This is a genomic window from Brucella sp. LJL56, assembly GCF_054871705.1.
This window is the reverse complement of the sequence record NZ_JBTXLQ010000012.1, coordinates 1-15,978: the sequence shown is the minus strand read 5'-3', so window position 1 is coordinate 15,978 and position 15,978 is coordinate 1. Positions and strand designations below refer to the sequence as shown.

The following is a 15,978-nucleotide window of genomic DNA, read 5'->3' as shown; positions in this document are numbered from 1 at the left end:
GTGCAAACGACGACGGTCTGGGAGGACATCGAAATGAAGTTGGGATTGAAGACCCTTGCTGTATCCGCATTTATCGGTTTGGGCATGTTGTCTGCACCGGTCGCGGCGCAAGACCTGAAGGTCGCGGCCATTTCGGGCTATTTTTCGCAGGGCTTCGGCATTTCGATCATCAAGGGTCTGGAGCGTGCCAAGGGCGATTTCGGCGTCGATCTCAAGATCGTGGACACGGGCAATCGGGCGCTTGATTATGAAGAGCAGTTCAACAATCTCGCGAAGGACGGGCAGTACGACCTGATCTTCGTCATGGGTTGGGAGTTGGTCGATGCCTTGCAGAAGTCTAACAAGGCTTACCCGAACCAGAAGTTCATCTTCATCGATGGCGTGCTCGACAGCCCGACAATGACTTATATCGATTTCGTGGAGGAAGAGGGCTCCTTCCTGGTCGGCGCGCTGGCTGGCCTGATGACGTCCCAGCAGGTCGAGGGGTTCGACAGTTCCTCGCAGGTCGGTTTCGTCGGCGGGCGTGACATTCCGGTTATACGCAACTTCCTGACAGGTATGGAGCAGGGCGTCGCGCAGGTCGCAAGTGATGTTTCCGTCAGCAGCGTTTTTGCCGGTACGTTCGACGATCCGGCCAAGGGCAGCGAACTGGCGATGGCGCTTTACGGCCAGGATGTCGATCTTCTTTACCAGGCGGCGGGTCCGACAGGCGAGGGCGTGTTGCAGGCAGCCAGAGCGGCAGGCAAATATGCGATCGGCGTGGATGTCGATCAGTGCCCGACCGCTCCCGGTGCCATGCTGGCATCCATGCTCAAGCGCGCGGATATTGCGGTTTATGACCTGATCAAGGGTGAGGTCGACGGAAATCCGGTCAAGCCCGGCGCATATGCTTACGGTGTGAAATCCGGTGGTGTCGAGCTGAAGATATGCGACGACATGAAGGACAGGGTGCCAGCTGATATTACAGCCAAGCTGGAAGAGGTTCGCAAAGGCATTGCTGACGGCACCATCGCCGTGAAGATGAACCAGTAACTGAAAAACACGACGCAAGCCTGCCGGATTTGGCGGCGGGCTTGCGCTCATCGAGCATGCAGGGCTTCATCCCGCGACGTGGCGATAGTGCACGTGTCGTTTTGGCGAAACACCGATTTTCGGAACCGCGATCCATGACTTATGCAATCGAACTACAAGGCATCACCAAGCGGTTCGGCGCGCTGACAGCAAACGACCGAATCGACCTCAAGGTCAGGAAGGGCGAGATTCACGCGCTGGTTGGCGAGAATGGCGCAGGAAAATCGACGTTGATGAACATCTTGTTCGGCATTCACCAGCCGGATGAGGGTGTTATTCGCATAAATGGCCAGGAAGCCGTCATGTCTTCCCCCAAGGTCGCGATCGAGCGCGGGTTGGGAATGGTTCATCAGCATTTCAAGCTGGTCCCCTCGCTCACCGTTGCCGAGAATATCTTTCTGGGAATGGAAATAACGCATAACGGCCTGATCGATCATAAAGCCCAGATCGACAGGGTGCAGGAAATTTCCGAGACTTTCGGGCTTAAGGTCGATCCCACAAAGCACGTCAGCGAGCTTTCGGTTGGGGCTGAACAACGCGTTGAAATTCTGAAAGCGTTGGCACGGGGCGCCGAAATCGTCATTCTCGATGAGCCGACAGCCGTTCTGACGCCGCAGGAAAGTCGCGAACTCTTCAAGATATTGCGGAATTTCGTGCAGCAGGGAATGACCGTCGTCTTCATTTCGCACCACCTTTCCGAAGTCATGCAGCATTCCGAAACGATCACTGTTCTGCGGGACGGCAAGGCGGTCGGCAGCAAGGCAACCAGGGACATGACGGAGGACGAACTCGTCCGGATGATGGTGGGGCGTGAGGTGAACTTCTCCCGGCGCCCCCGCAATCCGACGCGCGGTCAGGAAGTGCTCAGGCTCTCCGGCGTCTATGCCCGTGACGGACGCGGAACGCCGGTTCTTCAGGATGTCAGTTTCGGTGTGAATGCGGGAGAAATCGTCGGCATTGTCGGTGTTGACGGCAATGGCCAGACCGAACTTGCCGAAGTGATCGCCGGATTGCGCAAGCCGTCTCACGGCAGCATTCTTCTTCAAGGCAAGGAAATTGCGGGCGAAACGCCAATGGCCGTCCGCGAAACGGGATTGGCGCACGTGCCCGGTGACCGCCTCACCTACGGGGTGAACGCCGCTGACACGATCACCCCCAATCTCGTGATGGGGCGCCAGCATCGTAAGCCATGGGCGACAAACGGCTTTGTAAATTGGCGTTATGCAACCGAACAGGCGGTGGAGATGATCCGCAAGTTCGACATTCGCGCCATGGGGCCGAAAACCACCGTCAAAACCCTCTCGGGCGGCAACATGCAGAAGGTGGTTCTCGCCCGCGAATTTTCTCAGAATTGTCCTTTCCTGATCGTCGATCAGCCCACCCGGGGCGTCGATATCGGCGCGATGGAAGGCATTCACGAGGAGATCATGAAGCAACGCGAACGCGGAGCTGCGATCCTGCTGATCTCCGTGCAGCTCGATGAAATTCTCAAACTCGCAGACCGCGTACTGGTCATGTTTTCAGGAATGATCGCCGGTGAAGTCGATCCAGAAACGGCGACCGAAGATGAAATCGGTTACCTGATGGCGGGCTCCAAAGCCGGCGGCGCAAAAATGGTATCCCTATGACTGCGCAAGACAATCTAACGGCGGGGACGCAACCGACGCCAAAAAAGCCGCTGCCGGACTGGATCGAAAATCTGTTGGGCCAGCTGCTTGCCATTTTCATTTCTCTGGCGGGCGGTGCGATCATCATTCTGCTCGTCGGTGAAAATCCGCTGCATGTTTTCGCGACCCTCGTGCGGGGCGCGTTCAGCAGCACCGAGCGGCTGGCGGGAACGCTGCTTCAGGCAACGCCGATCATCGTTTGCGGTGTGGCGGCGTGTGTCGCCTTGCGCGGCGGCCTTTTCAATATCGGTGTTGAAGGGCAGCTTTATCTTGGCGGCTTCGCGGCCGCATGGGTCGGTTTTGCCTTCACCATGCCGCCGGTCCTCCATATGATGGTGGCCATGTTCGCGGCCATCGTGGCGGGGGGCTTGTGGATATTGATCCCGGCGTTCTTCCGCGCGCGCTACGGCACGAACGAAGTGGTTTCGACAATTCTCAGCAACTATATTGCCATCCTGCTGACGTCGTTTCTCACTATTTCCGTGTTCAAGCGTCCGGGCGGCTGGTCGGAAACCGACCCTGTTGCACCGACAGCTTATCTGCCGCAGATTTTCGAGTTTTCGCGGCTGAACATCGGTCTGTTCATCGGCGTTATTCTGGCAGTCGCGTTCCAGCTTTTCCTCAAATACACAAGTGCTGGCTATTCCATGACGGCGATGGGCACAAACCCCAAATTCGCCGCCTATGGAGGTGTGAACATCAAGCGCAATGTGTTCGTGATCCTGCTGGTTTCGGGAGCCGTCGGCGGTCTGGCAGGGGGGATTGAGACGTTGGGTGTCCATCACCGGTTCATGGAGGGCTTTGCCCCCGGCTTCGGGTTCGATGGCGTGATCGCAGCGCTTCTGGCCAACGGCAATCCCATAGGCGTCATCGGAACTGCGCTTTTCTTTGGTGCACTGCGGTCCGGCTCACTCCTGATGGAGGTTGAAACCAGCGCCTCGCGTGAAATCATCACGGTCATTCAGGCGTTTATCATTCTATGCGTATCGGCGCAGATCCTGTTCCGCCGCCGCAATAATTTCAGTGGAGAGCGCCGGTGGAAGTTCTAGACAAGATATTCACCGTCACATTGCTGGCGGCGACGCTGCGCACCACGGCACCCATTCTTCTTGTGTCCCTGGGCGGCGCCTTCACCACGAAAGCCGGTATCTTCAATATCGGTCTGGAAGGTCAGATGCTTCTGGGCGCATTCTTTGCCGTGATCGGATCGATCTGGACAGGATCAGCCCTCGGTGGCCTGGTGATCGGCGTATTGGCGTCCGTAATTGTCGCCCTGATCTTTTCATTGCTTGTCGTGACGATGCGCGCCAACGAAGTGGTTGTGGGCCTCGCGCTCAACATCATGGCGGGCGGACTGACGATTTCCCTGACAAAGGCCATTTTCGGCACGCGCGGATCGATTGTCAGCCCGGATATTGTGGGCCTGTCGGCAATCCATCTTCCGTATGCGAAGTATCTCGGCCAGTTCGGCAAAGCGATTTCCGGCTACACGCCGCTTGTCTATCTCGCCTTCATCATGGTTTTCGTGGTGTGGCTGGTGCTTTATCGAACCAAGCTCGGGCTCTATATCCGGGTGACCGGGGAAAAGCCGGAGGCAGCCCAGTCCATCGGCATTCCGACAGAGAGAATGCAGCATATCGCATCCCTGATCTGCGGTGTTCTCGCGGGACTGGCTGGCGCGCATCTTTCGCTGGGCTACATTACGATGTTTGCGGAAAACATGTCTGCAGGGCGCGGTTTCATGGCCGTGGCGGTGCTCATCTTCTCCAATGGCGATCCGGTCAAGGTTCTGCTGGGCTGCCTGCTGTTCGGGTTTTCCGATGCGCTCTCCCTGCGCCTGCAAACCTTCGGTCTTCCATCATATCTCGTCCTGATGGTCCCATATGCGGTCACTCTCGGCGCGCTGTTCGTGTTGACCTACCGCCAACGTCCGAAATTCTTCAAGGAAACACTGGAAAGCATGGCGCTCCTGAAGCGCCCTCAATAAGGGTAAAATCAAGGTATGGAACGTATAATACTGGATGTCGATTCAGCAGGCGACGATATTCTCGCAATATTGTTCGCACTGGGTTGCAACGGCATTAAGCTTGAGGGCATCACGTCTGTTACAGGCGCTGCGGGGGATATCGAGCAGGTTACCAACGTGGTTTTGAACACGCTGTCGCTTGCCGGTCGTGAAGACGTTCCTGTCGCAAAGGGGGCTTATCGTCCGCTGGTCGGCAATTCCCGCGAGGATATGCTTGCCCCGGTACACTTCGAGAAACAGCTTCAGGCCCGTTTCGGAGAACAGCTGAAGGGATTCAATCCGCCCGCGCCTGCTCCAAGCCATCAGCCGATCGCCAAGCACGCCATTGATTTCATGATCGATCTGGTGCGGGCCAACCCGCATGAGATTTCGATTGTGGCCACTGGTCCGCAAACCAATGTGGCGATGGCACTCCAGATGGCGCCGGATATCGCGAAACTGATCAAGCAGATCGTGGTTCTCGGTGGGTGTTTCGCCACCCCTGGTAATATAACGCCGGTTTCCGAATACAATATCTGGGCTGACCCGGAAGCCGCCCGTGTGGTGCTGCGATCGGGCGCTCCGATCATTCTGGTTCCGCTGGACGTCTGTGAAGACAACCGTGTCGCGGCCTCGATGCTGACGCGCGATGATCTGAACGATTTCGCATCGCTCTATCCGCAAAACCGCATCACATCCTATGTGTGCGAGAACTTCCCCATCTATATCGACATCTGGCGCGAATTTTTCGAGCTTGTCGGCTTTCCGCTGGATGATGCCATCGCGGTTTCGGCTGTGCTGCATCCGGAATTCTTTGAAATGACCAAGCCTGTCTTTGTCGACGTCGCGCTTAGCGAGCGGCTTGTGCGCGGGCAGACAGTGGCTTTCACCGGTCGCCAGATTCTACCGTTCTCCGGCCCCGAAACAACGCGTGTCTGTCGCAATCTGGACGGACGCCAGTTCCTGAGCCTGTTCAAGAAATCCATCGCACAGCTTGGCTGAAGCATGAAAAGAGTAGCATAGATGAAACAAATTCCTGTCATCATGGATTGCGATCCTGGGCATGACGACGCCATTGCGCTCGTGATGGCGCACAAGTCCGACGCAATCAATCTCCTTGGCGTCACGACCGTTTGCGGCAATGCAACGCTTGAACGCACGACGATTAACGCTCTGCGTATTCTAGAGTTCATCGGCGCGAGGGATGTGCCTGTTGCGCAAGGCTGCGGGACGCCTTTGAACAGGCCGCTCGTTCTGGGCACGGCCGACGGTCCGAGCGGTCTTGAAGGCACCCCCGATCTCCCTGAGCCGACGATGAAGCTGGTCGATATGCACGCCGTCGACTTCATCGCAAAAATCCTGCGCGAACATCCGGAGCCGGTCACGCTGGCGCCGACGGGTCCGCTTACCAATATCGCTATGCTCCTTCTCAAATATCCGGAGCTGAAGCCCAAGATTGCGCGTATCGTGTCCATGGGCGGTGCTTTTTTCCGTCGCACCGAGTATATCACGCCGACGGAATTCAATATCTTCTGCGATCCGGAAGCTGCGCGCATCGTGATGGACAGCGGCATCGATGTGACTATGGTTGGTCTGGATGTCACCATGCATGTTCTCGTAGAAGAGGAACAATTCGCAGAACTGCGCAAGATCGACACTCCGCTTGGCAAGGCGGTTCTCAACTGGCTGAAGTTCTACGAAAAATTGCATCGCGGCCAGATGGGTGTCGGCGGGGCGCTGCATGATCCGCTGGTTCTGGCGACGATAATAGACCCGTCGCTTATCGAAAAGCGCCGGGCGCATGTCGCCGTTGATCTTACGGGAACCTATACGTTCGGCGCCACAGTGGCCGACTATTGGCAAGAGCGGGGACTACCCGATAATGTTTGGGTCGCAACAGGGGTAGATTCTTCTAGGTTCTTCAGACTGATGTACAGCCTTCTTCAATAGAGCAAACATGCCGAATGCAAACTGGTACGTTTTCTCGAGTCGGATATTATATCCATAAAAGAAAATGTAATGTGAAAAGATGGTGGCTTCACTGCGTCCATCAATTGGAGACAGTGAAGCCATACTTTGACTTGAATCAGTTTGATTGGTGTTTGATTCAACTGCGTTCGTCAATCAAAATGCGTGGCAAAGTTCGCGCCGACGAGCGGCGCGGATCGTGTTAAGATTCTGGATTTCAAAGGTCGAGATTGGAAGAGATTCAAACGGTCGTGACGCGCAAGGACACTGCCAATCTCAACACTTCTCCAAAAGAGTATGCCCCTCAGAACTCCGCGAGGTCGTTGGCCAGCATGACCGTTCCTTTGAATACCTTTCCCACCTCTTCCGCCCAGGACGAATAATCGTCGTTGTGAGCTCTCGGCGTCAGATGGGTCAGAACAACGCTTTTGACCCTGGCCTTCACAGCCAATTCGCCCACTTCGGCTGGGGACATGTGCCCTCGGGCAGCTTGCTCCATGATCCGGCTTTTTTCCTCGTCAGTCATGGTCGCCCACTGCCCAGTGTCGATGAGAATTTGCTTTCTATCCTCGACGGAATTTACTTCCGACACCAAGATGTCAGCGCCTGCCGCTAACCTCTCGGTCTCAGGATTGGGGCCGGTATCGCCGGTGAAGACGATCACTTTGTCGCGCGTCTCCACGCGATATGTATAGGATCCTTCGTGGGCGTCAGGGTTCTTGGTCTTGTGGAAGTCGAAATGGCTATTCTGCCCCGCGATGATTTTCACGTTGCCATCCTGGTATATCACTCCGGGCATGGTATCGTGACCAGAAAACAGGGTTTCGATAGGTATTGACCGGCCACCATCAACGATCCGTATATCTGCGCTGATCTTGTCGAAATCAATGAGAGCCTTAACAAGTTGTTCCGTTTTCGGTGGACCATAAACATTGATTGGGTCGGTGCGCTTACTGTCCCAAGCAGCCCCCAATAATGCTGGAAGACCTGCCGTGTGGTCGTCGTGTAGATGTGTGAGAAAAACCAAGCCTATATTCTGAAGGGGAATATTCGCTTCGGCAAGTCTGCGGACTACGCCGTCCCCAGCGTCGAAAATGTAATACACCCCGTTTACGACAACCAAGTTTGATGATTGTGCTCTTGTTTTACTTGGGAACGGCCCTGCCAATGTACCCAACGTGATGAGCTTGGTCCCCGATGCACGCTCTTCGGCGAACGCATTCGATGATGTTGAAGCAAATGCCAGAAGCGCGGCTAGTTTGATTATGTTTCTCATGAAAAAATCTCCCACTTTCTGGTGAAAGATTAAAGACAGGTGTAACAAGGCACCACAGGTGGAATTCCTATATGTTCATGTCCAAACCGACATAAGTTGACCCGGTGGATTAAGTGTTTGGTCCCAGTGTGTGATGGTGCGGTTAGGCGATAAAGGCCTCAGGCTTTAATTTCCAAAGTTCGTGCATGGCTTCATAGGGTGTTTTAAACTTCAAGGCTTTGAGTTGCTTAACAACGTTGCATGCAGTCAACCAATCACGCGGTAGCGTCGCCTTAACCGATCGCGGACGTCGTGAGTTCTTGCAGGCCGAATTTCACAGCGCAGTCGACAATGCGATTTCAGGCCAGGTAGTGACGGCGATTGCGCGGAGTTGGCGGTGTTCGTTAGCGGTCAAGCATTTGCGGTGAAGGAGAAACAAATTGGCGACCTGGCCGTAAGTTGATACGAAGCGTTGACGTTGTCGCGCGGACTTAAAGCGCATCATACGGCACTCTCGTCGTCGTTGTGGCAGATGCGAATTCTCAGCCCGGTTGTTCAATCCCTTGTGTGAGCGATGTTCGACGCCGGGCATCAACTCGGCCTTCGCGGCGGAATAGGAGCGCAGCTTGTCGGTTACCATCACGCGCGGGGTGTTCGGGGTACGGATAAAAACTTGGACTGATTTACACGTTAAGGCCGAGACTTCAGAGGTGGTTCGGGAAATCTACACAGCTAGGATAAGTGGAATTTCTGCCTGACTTCGGCTTAGATGCCGGGAACAGGAGATACCATGACGAGACGACCACGCCGAAACCATAGCCCAGCTTTTAAGGCAAGAGTTGCGCTCGCTGCGATCAGAGGTGAGCAGACGCTTGTGGAATTATCCCAGCAGTTTGACGTGCACGCGAACCAGATCAAGCAATGGAAAGATCAGCTTCTTGAGGGGGCGATCGGAGTTTTCGGCGACGAGACCAAGGCGGAACTAGCAGAGCCAACCGTCGACGTTAAAACGCTGCATGCCAAGATCGGTGAGCTAACTCTGGAGAACGATTTTTTAGCCGGAGCGCTCAGCAAGGCGGGATTGCTGGGCGGAAAAAAATGATTGACCGCTCACACAAACTGTCGGTCGCCCGTCAGGCGAAGCTTCTCGGCTTCAGCCGTGGCAGCGTCTATTATCTGCCTCGTGCGGTGTCTGACGGCGATCTGGCCCTGATGCGGCGGATCGACGAACTGCATCTCGACTACCCGTTTGCCGGAAGTCGGATGTTGCAAGGGCTTTTGAAGGGAGAAGGGCTTGAGGTTGGGCGGCTGCATATCGCCACGCTGATGAAGAAGATGAGCATCGAGGCGATCTACCGCCGCCCCAACACTTCCAAGCCCACACCTGGACACAAGATTTATCCTTATCTCCTGCGCAAGCTGGCGGTCACCAGGCCCAATCAGGTCTGGGCCATGGACCTGACCTACATCCCCATGGCGCGAGGCTTTGTCTATCTCTGCGCCGTCGTGGACTGGTTCAGTCGCCGGGTTCTGTCTTGGCGGTTGTCGATCACGATGGAGGCGGACTTCTGCATTGAAGCGGTCGAGGAGGCACTGGCCCGGTATGGCAAACCCAATATATTCAATACCGACAGTCATACAATTGATGCCAGTTCTCGGGTGGTTTGACTCAAACACCGATCGACCATTCGCTGGGTTGGTGCTGCATGGCTTCTCGGTGTGATCTGACCCTCACTCCGATCGACCCAATATGTGTCTTTCCCTGGACCTGTCGATCATCTGGGAACGCCTTGCGGTGAGGCTTGACCTCGAAGGTGCTGCCGTGACCCAAGAAGGGCATGACCATCCGGTCCCATGACTGTCCTGTCCCTGCATCCTTCGGAACAAAGAACGCACACGTGCCGCAGGAAAGGATCATCGGATGGCGGCATAATCGCAGCGGAAATCCACTTAACAAGACGCTCGAAACTGTTCAGACAAACCGAACCACTTCTTTCTTCGATACTCAATTGGGCTGAGCGACCCCAGTGATAATTTGATGCGCTTCTCATTGTAGCATCAACCTCGTGGACAAACTGTTCGATCGTGACGGTCTTCCAGTCTCGGGGATAGAAGAGTTCCGTTTTTAATCGACCGAAGAAGCCCTCGCACGCGGCATTATCCTACAGCCTGAAGTGCTTGGTTTTGGTGGTCCGGGTGGGCTGTTAAAATCCAGCGGCAATTTTGACCTGCCCATTTTGGCACAGGGCTGATATTTCGGCAAATTCTGTCGGTGTTTTTCCATTGTGAGCCATGTGGGGCCGACTCTCATTATAGTCGCGCCTCCAGGTCTCAGCGAGCTGTCGGGCCTCCATGACAGAGCTGAACCAGTTCACATTCAAAAACTCATCACGCAATGTTCCATTGAAGGATTCAATATGAGCATTGTCGGATGGCGTTCCTGGCCGCGAGAAGTCCAATCTGACCTTGTGCGTGTAAGCCCATAGATCAACGATCTGCCCGGTAAATTCGGCGCCATTATCACAAAACACTGCCTTTGGCGCCCCACGTAGATAGATAAGACGGTTCAGCACAGCTGCCACATGTTCGGGTCCGACTTCAATCGCCAGTGCTTCTCTGGTGTACACATCGATCACCGTGAGCAGACGCAGTTTCGAACCACTGGCCAACTGATCATGGACAAAATCCATACTCCATGCTTCGTTGGGTCGGGTTGGCTGATAGCGTGCCTGCCGATGCATTGCCATCTTGCGGCGATGGGGCCTTTTGGTCCGTAAACACAGCCCTTCTTCGCGATACAGCCGATAAACGACATTTTTGCCAACCTGCCAGCCTTCGCGTTTTAGCAGGATATGGACACGCCGATAACCAAATCGAAGACGTGTCAGGACAATCTCATGCATGCGCTGACGCAGTGCCGTGCGTGGATCCAGTCTGAGAACCTTGCGTTGTGTGGAACGATGCTGCTGCGTCAAACGACAGGCCCGGCGCTGGCTGTAACCGTGGACGCCGGTCACATAGTCTACAACCTGTTTCATGAGCGCCGGTCGGGAAATTTTTTTGAAAGAACGTCCTGTAAAACAGCCTTGTCGAGGCTGAGTTCAGCCACCAGTTTCTTCAGCCGGGCGTTCTCCTCCACGACCTGCTTCAACTCCCGAACCTGATCGGACTCAAGGCCGGCAAATTGCTTCTTCCATCGATAATAGGTCATCTCGGATATGCCGAGCTGACAGATCAGATCTGCGACAGGCAATCCAAGCTCTACCTGCTTCAACGCCGCGACGATCTGCTCCGTCGAATACCGTCTCTTCTTCATGGCAAATTCTCCTTCTCAAATCGGGAAAATCCGCCGGAAAAATAACATTAAATCCAGACCATTTTAACGGGGGCACGTCATGGCGCGCAATTGCGGTGTCCGCTATGGATCGTACCTGGCTGCTCCGCTGTCGCGCAAATCCTGAAACCTGCACCACGTCCGCAGCGGCCCGGATTCCGGACCGCGACGTGTCGCGAAAGTCTGTCGCAAAACTTTGCCTATCGCACACGACTTTTGCGACAGAAGTTCCTCTGAAAATTCAGTGTCGGCAATTTTTGGCGAGAAACTTAGGAGTTACGCGACAGATTTGGGGTGGGAAATGGACAGCCCGCTTCTAAGCAATCGCCGATCAAAGTAGACCTGCGCAGGTGAGATCCGGTTAAGTGGGTCTCACCTCGGCCAGGCGCTTGATAGAGTAGTCGTCGTTCCAGCAAACCGCGGCTTCCCAGGCGGCCGAGGCCTGATGAGCAATATCCCACGTGTGTGCGTCAAGATCTGCTGCATTGTGGCGTAGCGCCAGATCAAGATCGGCAACGTCGACATGTGACTCGTCCCAATCAATCAGCGCTACCCGGTCTTCCGCTATCAGAATATTCCGCGGGTTGGCATCACCGTGGACTACGCAGGTTGGGCGGCCGACAAGCCGCGCCCAGGCGGCTCGGCATCGCACTACCCCCTCCGGTGGCATTGCGGAGAGGTCGATTCTTGTCCCTCGTTCAGCCTGCAGCAGATCGGTCGACGATCGCCAACCCGGACGCTGCGGCCAACCCCGAGTCAGCCGGTGCAGCCCGCGCAGTGTATCAGCTACCCGCCGCCAGTCACCCTCTGTCCTGGGCGGCATGCCCTCCAGGTATTCCATCACGACCAAGCCATCAACGAACAATCGTCCATCCGTCGTCGGGATCGGCAGCGGGACTGTCATGCCATTTTGATCCAAGTGTTGGAGAAGCCCAGTCTCCCAGGCCAGATCAGCATCGCTCCGCGTGCCAAGGCGTGCCACCGCAAGGCATCCGCCGATCCGAACGCTCCAGACATCGTTGGCGACGCCGCCGGTGAGCCGTTCCAGGCGGTCAACGTCTGGCCCCCAGTGTTCGAGAGCTTCCCATCCCATTTGCGTGACTTTCTGGAATTAGGGTTAATTGAGATCGCGGTATCCATCGGACAGCTGAAATGAGGTCGGAAGCCGCCGCTCCCCTGTCGCAAAAGTCCCGAAACATGCGACAGCCTCAACCAGCATGATAAACGGCTATAGTTGATACGAAGGCTGCCGTTTCGCTCCTAGATATGACCGAAAATCGCGTCTGAAGGCATGTGTCATGCGGCTGGAACCGTTGAGAAAGATCAGCAATCCTGACCCAAGGGCAACATGGTGGCCTTGGGGGTTATTCTAAGCCATTGAAAACAAACATGTCAAATTCAACTGGTTTCAGATATTTTGCCCTCGAAAAAATAAAGACGTTCACATCCGGAACAGGCGTATCTCACAACGGGCTTTGACATCAGAGTTTTTGGAGTAGTGGTGCCTATCGACGAAAATTATTCGTCGCCTGTCAGATCGTGGTCGGGCTCGTGATAGGCTCTCTGCGGGACTGGCTTCCGACCTCGCCGAAAAGACAGGCCATGCTTCGCCAGAATCTTCTGTGCCTTTCCTCTCGGGCTTGCCTTGTCTATCCGGTTGCGAATGGTTTCCCGAAGGGCGGTGATCACAGCATCGCTGATGCTTGGGCGGTCAATTCTTGCAAGCTCTCGCGCAAGCCTATCGGCCTCGGGATTGCGGATGTTCAGTGCCATTTGTGCAGCTCCAAGCGTGTAGTAGACGTTATATCACTGCGTAGCTTGGAAAAGCCCGACAATGTTGATTGATTAGACTCGACAGCCGAATCCATTGATGAAATCAATGTCGGCGAAGCTCTAGCTCCACTGGTCGGCAAGATCCCAACTTGAAATACCCATACTCATTAATTACGCTCCTCAAATTGAAGCGCAATGTCACGAGCGGATTCTGCTCAGGTCAATCCCGCAGGCAATGTTCCCACAACGTTCTTCGAGTTGGCCAAAATCGCAGCTTCGGGCCGACTATGCCTGTATCGCAGAGTCGCAGTGATGCTCGGTCAACGCCGCTCCGAATGACGGTCTTGGCTATTCGGAGAGCATCTTTTATGGTCGTTATGTCAACCGAACGGACATTCCGCCATCTACGATCATGGGACTCCGGTCATGAAACTGGATCGATCAGAAAGAAGAAACAAGGCTGCCTGCGCGATCTCCTTTGAGGTCGCCATCCGCTTCATGGGATGCAAGCCGGCGATGAATTCCAATGCGGCCGGGTTTCCTTCCCCCCCACTTGGCGTGATCGTACCGCCCGGCAATAGCGCATTCACGCGTATGCCATCGACGGCATGGTCCGATGCCAGCGATTGCACCAAACCAATTAACCCTGCCTTGGATGCCGCATAGGCTCCCATGCCCGGCATGCCACCATTACTAAAACCCACAAATGACGAGGTGAAGACGATCGAGCCTTGCCGGCGCGCCTTCATTGCCGGTATTTGCGCCTTGGCGGCCAGGAAGGCACCCGTTAGGTTGACCGAAATCACATCGGTCCAATTATCGAGACTCATATCCGGAGCAGGGTGCATCGCACCCACGATGCCGGCATTGTTGAATGCGCCGTCCAGCCCACCGAACTCCTTTCTCGCCAGGTCAACTAGTGCATCGGCGTAGCCCTCATCCTTTACGTCGCCGGCTAAAACTACGGCTCTACCATTGGCTTGTGTGATCGCTTCCGAAACGACTTTAAGCTCCCTGGATCGGCGCGCGCCGAGAACCACATTGGCCCCTTCGGATGCGAACAGCCGCGCCGCCGCCGCGCCGATCCCGCTGCTCGCGCCGGTGACGATGATAGTTTTACTTTCCAGTTCCATGATTTGCCTCTCCTGAACATTGCATCATGACTGTGTAGCGGCGCGGCAGATGGTGCGGCCACCCGTTTTTTGCTTTCAAATTAATCTGTGCTATCCCGGCATAGATGCCCCCGGGGGAACTCCCTCGCCAGTTTCGTGGCTGTTTCACTCCCCGCTCGAAGTTTCCGGATATCCGAACCTGGACCCACGCTATCCAACACAGCTTTTCACGATGTTTGAAAACGGGTATTTTAAACCTTATGCAACGTTCTGGCCGACTTCTTAGACTTCTTCAGGTGCTACGGGAGCGGCGTACGGCGGTGACAGCCCAGACGCTTTCCACCTTGTTTGGTGTGTCTGAACGCACGATCTATCGAGATATGCAAACGCTCGTAGAGCTAGGTGTTTCCGTGGAAGGCGAAGCGGGAATCGGCTTCATTTTGCGCCCCGGCTTCTTTTTTCCTCCGATGGCGCTGTCCCAGATCGAGGCCGATGCAGTCTTGTTGGGACTTCGGTTCGTCTCGATGCGCGGCGACGAAAGCATCGCGGCAGCAGCCGACACCGCATTGTTCAAGATTGCTGATGGAATGGGAGATGTTGTCGCAGCGGCAATGCGCTCCAACGGCCTCACTGTGGGGCCTTCCGGCAGCGGCAAACTGACAGAACTGGCGACGGTACGCGCGGCAATGCGAAACCAGAAGAAATTGCGGATCAAGTATGGAGCTGGTGAGGAGGGCACGCTGAACCGCACTGTCTGGCCTGTAGCACTGAGCTTTTTTGACCAAGCAGAAGTATTGGCTGCATGGTGTGAAACTCGAGACGCCTTCCGCCATTTCCGCATTGACCGCATGGTAGAGCTTCAAGAGTTGCAAGACCCTCTGCCACGATCCCGCCACAGCCTTCTAGCGGAATATCGGCTCATGGAGCCGCAAGCCAATCTCTGACCCGGACAACACTCCTGACAGTTTCTGTCCGAGCCAGATGTTAATCCTTGGTCTCACGCAAGAACAACGGAGACCGTCATGCACATCATTCTTGGGGGGACGGGTCAAGTCGGCTCCGCGACTGCACGTGCTTTGCTGGATGCAGGGCAAGATGTAACGATTGTCACGCGCGTCCAGGGTCGCGGCGCTGATCTAAAGGAGGCGGGCGCTCGGATCGCCGTGGCTGATATACGCGACGTGGATGCTCTGCGGAATATATTTCGTGCCGGCAAACGTGCGTTCCTGCTGAACCCAGCCGCTGATCCGTCAATGGACACCGACATTGAAGAGCGCACGAATGTCGCCGCGATCATTGCCGCTCTGGAGGGGGCCGGGCTCGAAAAGGTTGTTGCGCAGTCCACCTATGGAGCCTTCGAGGGCGAACGCTGTGGAGATCTGACCGTGCTGCATGAAATGGAACGGAAGCTGCTCGTCCAGCCAATTCCGGTTGCTATCAATCGCGGCGCATACTACATGAGCAACTGGACGGGCATGGCCGAAGCTGTCCGAGAGAACGGAGCGTTGCCCAGCTTTTTCTCAGCCGCTCTGGTCCTGCCGATGGTCGCGCCCAGGGATGTCGGGCAGGCGGCCGCCCGGCGGCTTATGGAACCCGTCTCGAATACTGGTATCCAACATATCGAAGGCCCTGAGCGATATACCGCGCAAGAAGTCGCAGATGCATTGTGAGCGCGACGAACAACCCACCTTTTCTTTTGTGAATGAGGCCGCGAGATAAGCTCCTTCATCGATAGGAGCGGAATGGAATGGTTGGAGAACGCGCTGATGCCATGCTTGAAGTCATGGATGAAG

13 protein-coding genes and 4 pseudogenes are annotated in these 15,978 nt (G+C 55.5%); 9 read left to right on the top strand and 8 right to left on the bottom strand.

Translation table 11 applies throughout. From position 1 onward, the window contains the following. Positions 1-33 precede the first annotated feature (33 nt). The 6 genes from ACYSN1_RS21255 to ACYSN1_RS21230 all read left to right on the top strand — a co-directional run bounded on the left by ACYSN1_RS21255 (position 34) and on the right by ACYSN1_RS21230 (position 6,693). Positions 34-1,032, top strand: coding sequence for a BMP family lipoprotein (locus tag ACYSN1_RS21255; protein WP_112585106.1), 999 nt, complete (start codon positions 34-36; stop codon positions 1,030-1,032). A 134-nt stretch (positions 1,033-1,166) separates the two neighbouring features. Then, positions 1,167-2,699 (top strand): ABC transporter ATP-binding protein, encoded by a 1,533-nt coding sequence (locus tag ACYSN1_RS21250; RefSeq protein ID WP_461727492.1) that lies wholly within the window; start codon positions 1,167-1,169, stop codon positions 2,697-2,699. Then, positions 2,696-3,787: an ABC transporter permease gene (locus ACYSN1_RS21245; RefSeq protein ID WP_461727491.1), complete on the top strand. Its 1,092-nt coding sequence runs from the start codon at positions 2,696-2,698 to the stop codon at positions 3,785-3,787. Before ACYSN1_RS21250 ends, ACYSN1_RS21245 begins: the two co-directional genes overlap by 4 nt. After that, positions 3,775-4,725 carry an ABC transporter permease gene (locus ACYSN1_RS21240; protein ID WP_461727490.1) on the top strand — a complete coding sequence of 317 codons (951 nt, stop codon included), beginning with the start codon at positions 3,775-3,777 and terminating at the stop codon, positions 4,723-4,725. The genes ACYSN1_RS21245 and ACYSN1_RS21240 overlap by 13 nt, the downstream gene beginning before the upstream one ends. A gap of 15 nt (positions 4,726-4,740) precedes the next feature. After that, positions 4,741-5,745, top strand: coding sequence for a nucleoside hydrolase (locus tag ACYSN1_RS21235; RefSeq protein WP_461727489.1), 1,005 nt, complete (start codon positions 4,741-4,743; stop codon positions 5,743-5,745). Between the two features lie 21 nt (positions 5,746-5,766). Then, a complete protein-coding gene (locus ACYSN1_RS21230; protein ID WP_461727488.1) occupies positions 5,767-6,693 on the top strand; it encodes a nucleoside hydrolase in 927 nt (308 codons plus the stop codon). A 322-nt stretch (positions 6,694-7,015) separates the two neighbouring features. Here ACYSN1_RS21230 and ACYSN1_RS21225 read toward each other — a convergent pair whose 3' ends face one another. The 3 genes and pseudogenes from ACYSN1_RS21225 to ACYSN1_RS21215 form a co-directional block, all read right to left on the bottom strand. Then, positions 7,016-7,987: an MBL fold metallo-hydrolase gene (locus tag ACYSN1_RS21225; RefSeq protein WP_461727487.1), complete on the bottom strand. Its 972-nt coding sequence runs from the start codon at positions 7,985-7,987 to the stop codon at positions 7,016-7,018. A 142-nt stretch (positions 7,988-8,129) separates the two neighbouring features. Next, a pseudogene (locus ACYSN1_RS21220) lies at positions 8,130-8,243 on the bottom strand (IS481 family transposase); the annotation flags it as partial. Between the two features lie 57 nt (positions 8,244-8,300). Next, positions 8,301-8,633, bottom strand: a complete 333-nt coding sequence (locus tag ACYSN1_RS21215) for a DDE-type integrase/transposase/recombinase (RefSeq protein ID WP_461727518.1) — start codon at positions 8,631-8,633, stop codon at positions 8,301-8,303. 123 nt (positions 8,634-8,756) lie between these two features. Between ACYSN1_RS21215 and ACYSN1_RS21210 the strand changes: the two are divergent. After that, positions 8,757-9,598, top strand: a pseudogene (locus ACYSN1_RS21210) (IS3 family transposase); the annotation flags it as partial. Between the two features lie 318 nt (positions 9,599-9,916). Here ACYSN1_RS21210 and ACYSN1_RS21205 read toward each other — a convergent pair. The 5 genes and pseudogenes from ACYSN1_RS21205 to ACYSN1_RS21185 all read right to left on the bottom strand — a co-directional run. After that, positions 9,917-10,128, bottom strand: a pseudogene (locus tag ACYSN1_RS21205) (IS3 family transposase); the annotation flags it as partial. 42 nt (positions 10,129-10,170) lie between these two features. Beyond that, positions 10,171-11,282, bottom strand: a protein-coding gene (locus ACYSN1_RS21200) for an IS3 family transposase (protein ID WP_461727486.1) whose coding sequence is annotated in 2 segments (ribosomal slippage) — positions 10,171-11,021 and positions 11,021-11,282 — 1,113 coding nt in all. Because the reading frame shifts where the segments join, the coding sequence is not laid out codon by codon here. Positions 11,283-11,661: 379 nt separating this feature from the next. After that, positions 11,662-12,393, bottom strand: a complete 732-nt coding sequence (locus tag ACYSN1_RS21195; protein WP_461727485.1) for a phosphotransferase enzyme family protein — start codon at positions 12,391-12,393, stop codon at positions 11,662-11,664. A gap of 425 nt (positions 12,394-12,818) precedes the next feature. Beyond that, positions 12,819-13,073, bottom strand: coding sequence for a type II toxin-antitoxin system VapB family antitoxin (locus ACYSN1_RS21190; protein ID WP_461727484.1), 255 nt, complete (start codon positions 13,071-13,073; stop codon positions 12,819-12,821). 375 nt (positions 13,074-13,448) lie between these two features. Beyond that, positions 13,449-14,206 (bottom strand): annotated as a pseudogene (locus tag ACYSN1_RS21185) (SDR family oxidoreductase). A 104-nt stretch (positions 14,207-14,310) separates the two neighbouring features. Between ACYSN1_RS21185 and ACYSN1_RS21180 the strand changes: the two are divergent. Together ACYSN1_RS21180 and ACYSN1_RS21175 are read left to right on the top strand one after the other, a co-directional pair. Next, complete coding sequence (locus ACYSN1_RS21180; protein ID WP_461727483.1) at positions 14,311-15,129, top strand: helix-turn-helix transcriptional regulator; 819 nt, start codon at positions 14,311-14,313, stop codon at positions 15,127-15,129. A gap of 78 nt (positions 15,130-15,207) precedes the next feature. After that, positions 15,208-15,855 (top strand): NAD(P)H-binding protein, encoded by a 648-nt coding sequence (locus ACYSN1_RS21175; RefSeq protein ID WP_461727482.1) that lies wholly within the window; start codon positions 15,208-15,210, stop codon positions 15,853-15,855. Positions 15,856-15,978 lie beyond the last annotated feature (123 nt).

Coding starts and splice junctions, on each gene's coding strand:
- ACYSN1_RS21255 (WP_112585106.1), top strand. CDS start 34: ATGAAGTTGGGATTGAAGACCCTTGCTGTATCCGCATTTATCGGTTTG.
- ACYSN1_RS21250 (WP_461727492.1), top strand. CDS start 1,167: ATGACTTATGCAATCGAACTACAAGGCATCACCAAGCGGTTCGGCGCG.
- ACYSN1_RS21245 (WP_461727491.1), top strand. CDS start 2,696: ATGACTGCGCAAGACAATCTAACGGCGGGGACGCAACCGACGCCAAAA.
- ACYSN1_RS21235 (WP_461727489.1), top strand. CDS start 4,741: ATGGAACGTATAATACTGGATGTCGATTCAGCAGGCGACGATATTCTC.
- ACYSN1_RS21230 (WP_461727488.1), top strand. CDS start 5,767: ATGAAACAAATTCCTGTCATCATGGATTGCGATCCTGGGCATGACGAC.
- ACYSN1_RS21225 (WP_461727487.1), bottom strand. CDS start 7,987: ATGAGAAACATAATCAAACTAGCCGCGCTTCTGGCATTTGCTTCAACA.
- ACYSN1_RS21195 (WP_461727485.1), bottom strand. CDS start 12,393: ATGGGATGGGAAGCTCTCGAACACTGGGGGCCAGACGTTGACCGCCTG.
- ACYSN1_RS21190 (WP_461727484.1), bottom strand. CDS start 13,073: ATGGCACTGAACATCCGCAATCCCGAGGCCGATAGGCTTGCGCGAGAG.
- ACYSN1_RS21180 (WP_461727483.1), top strand. CDS start 14,311: ATGCCCCCGGGGGAACTCCCTCGCCAGTTTCGTGGCTGTTTCACTCCC.
- ACYSN1_RS21175 (WP_461727482.1), top strand. CDS start 15,208: ATGCACATCATTCTTGGGGGGACGGGTCAAGTCGGCTCCGCGACTGCA.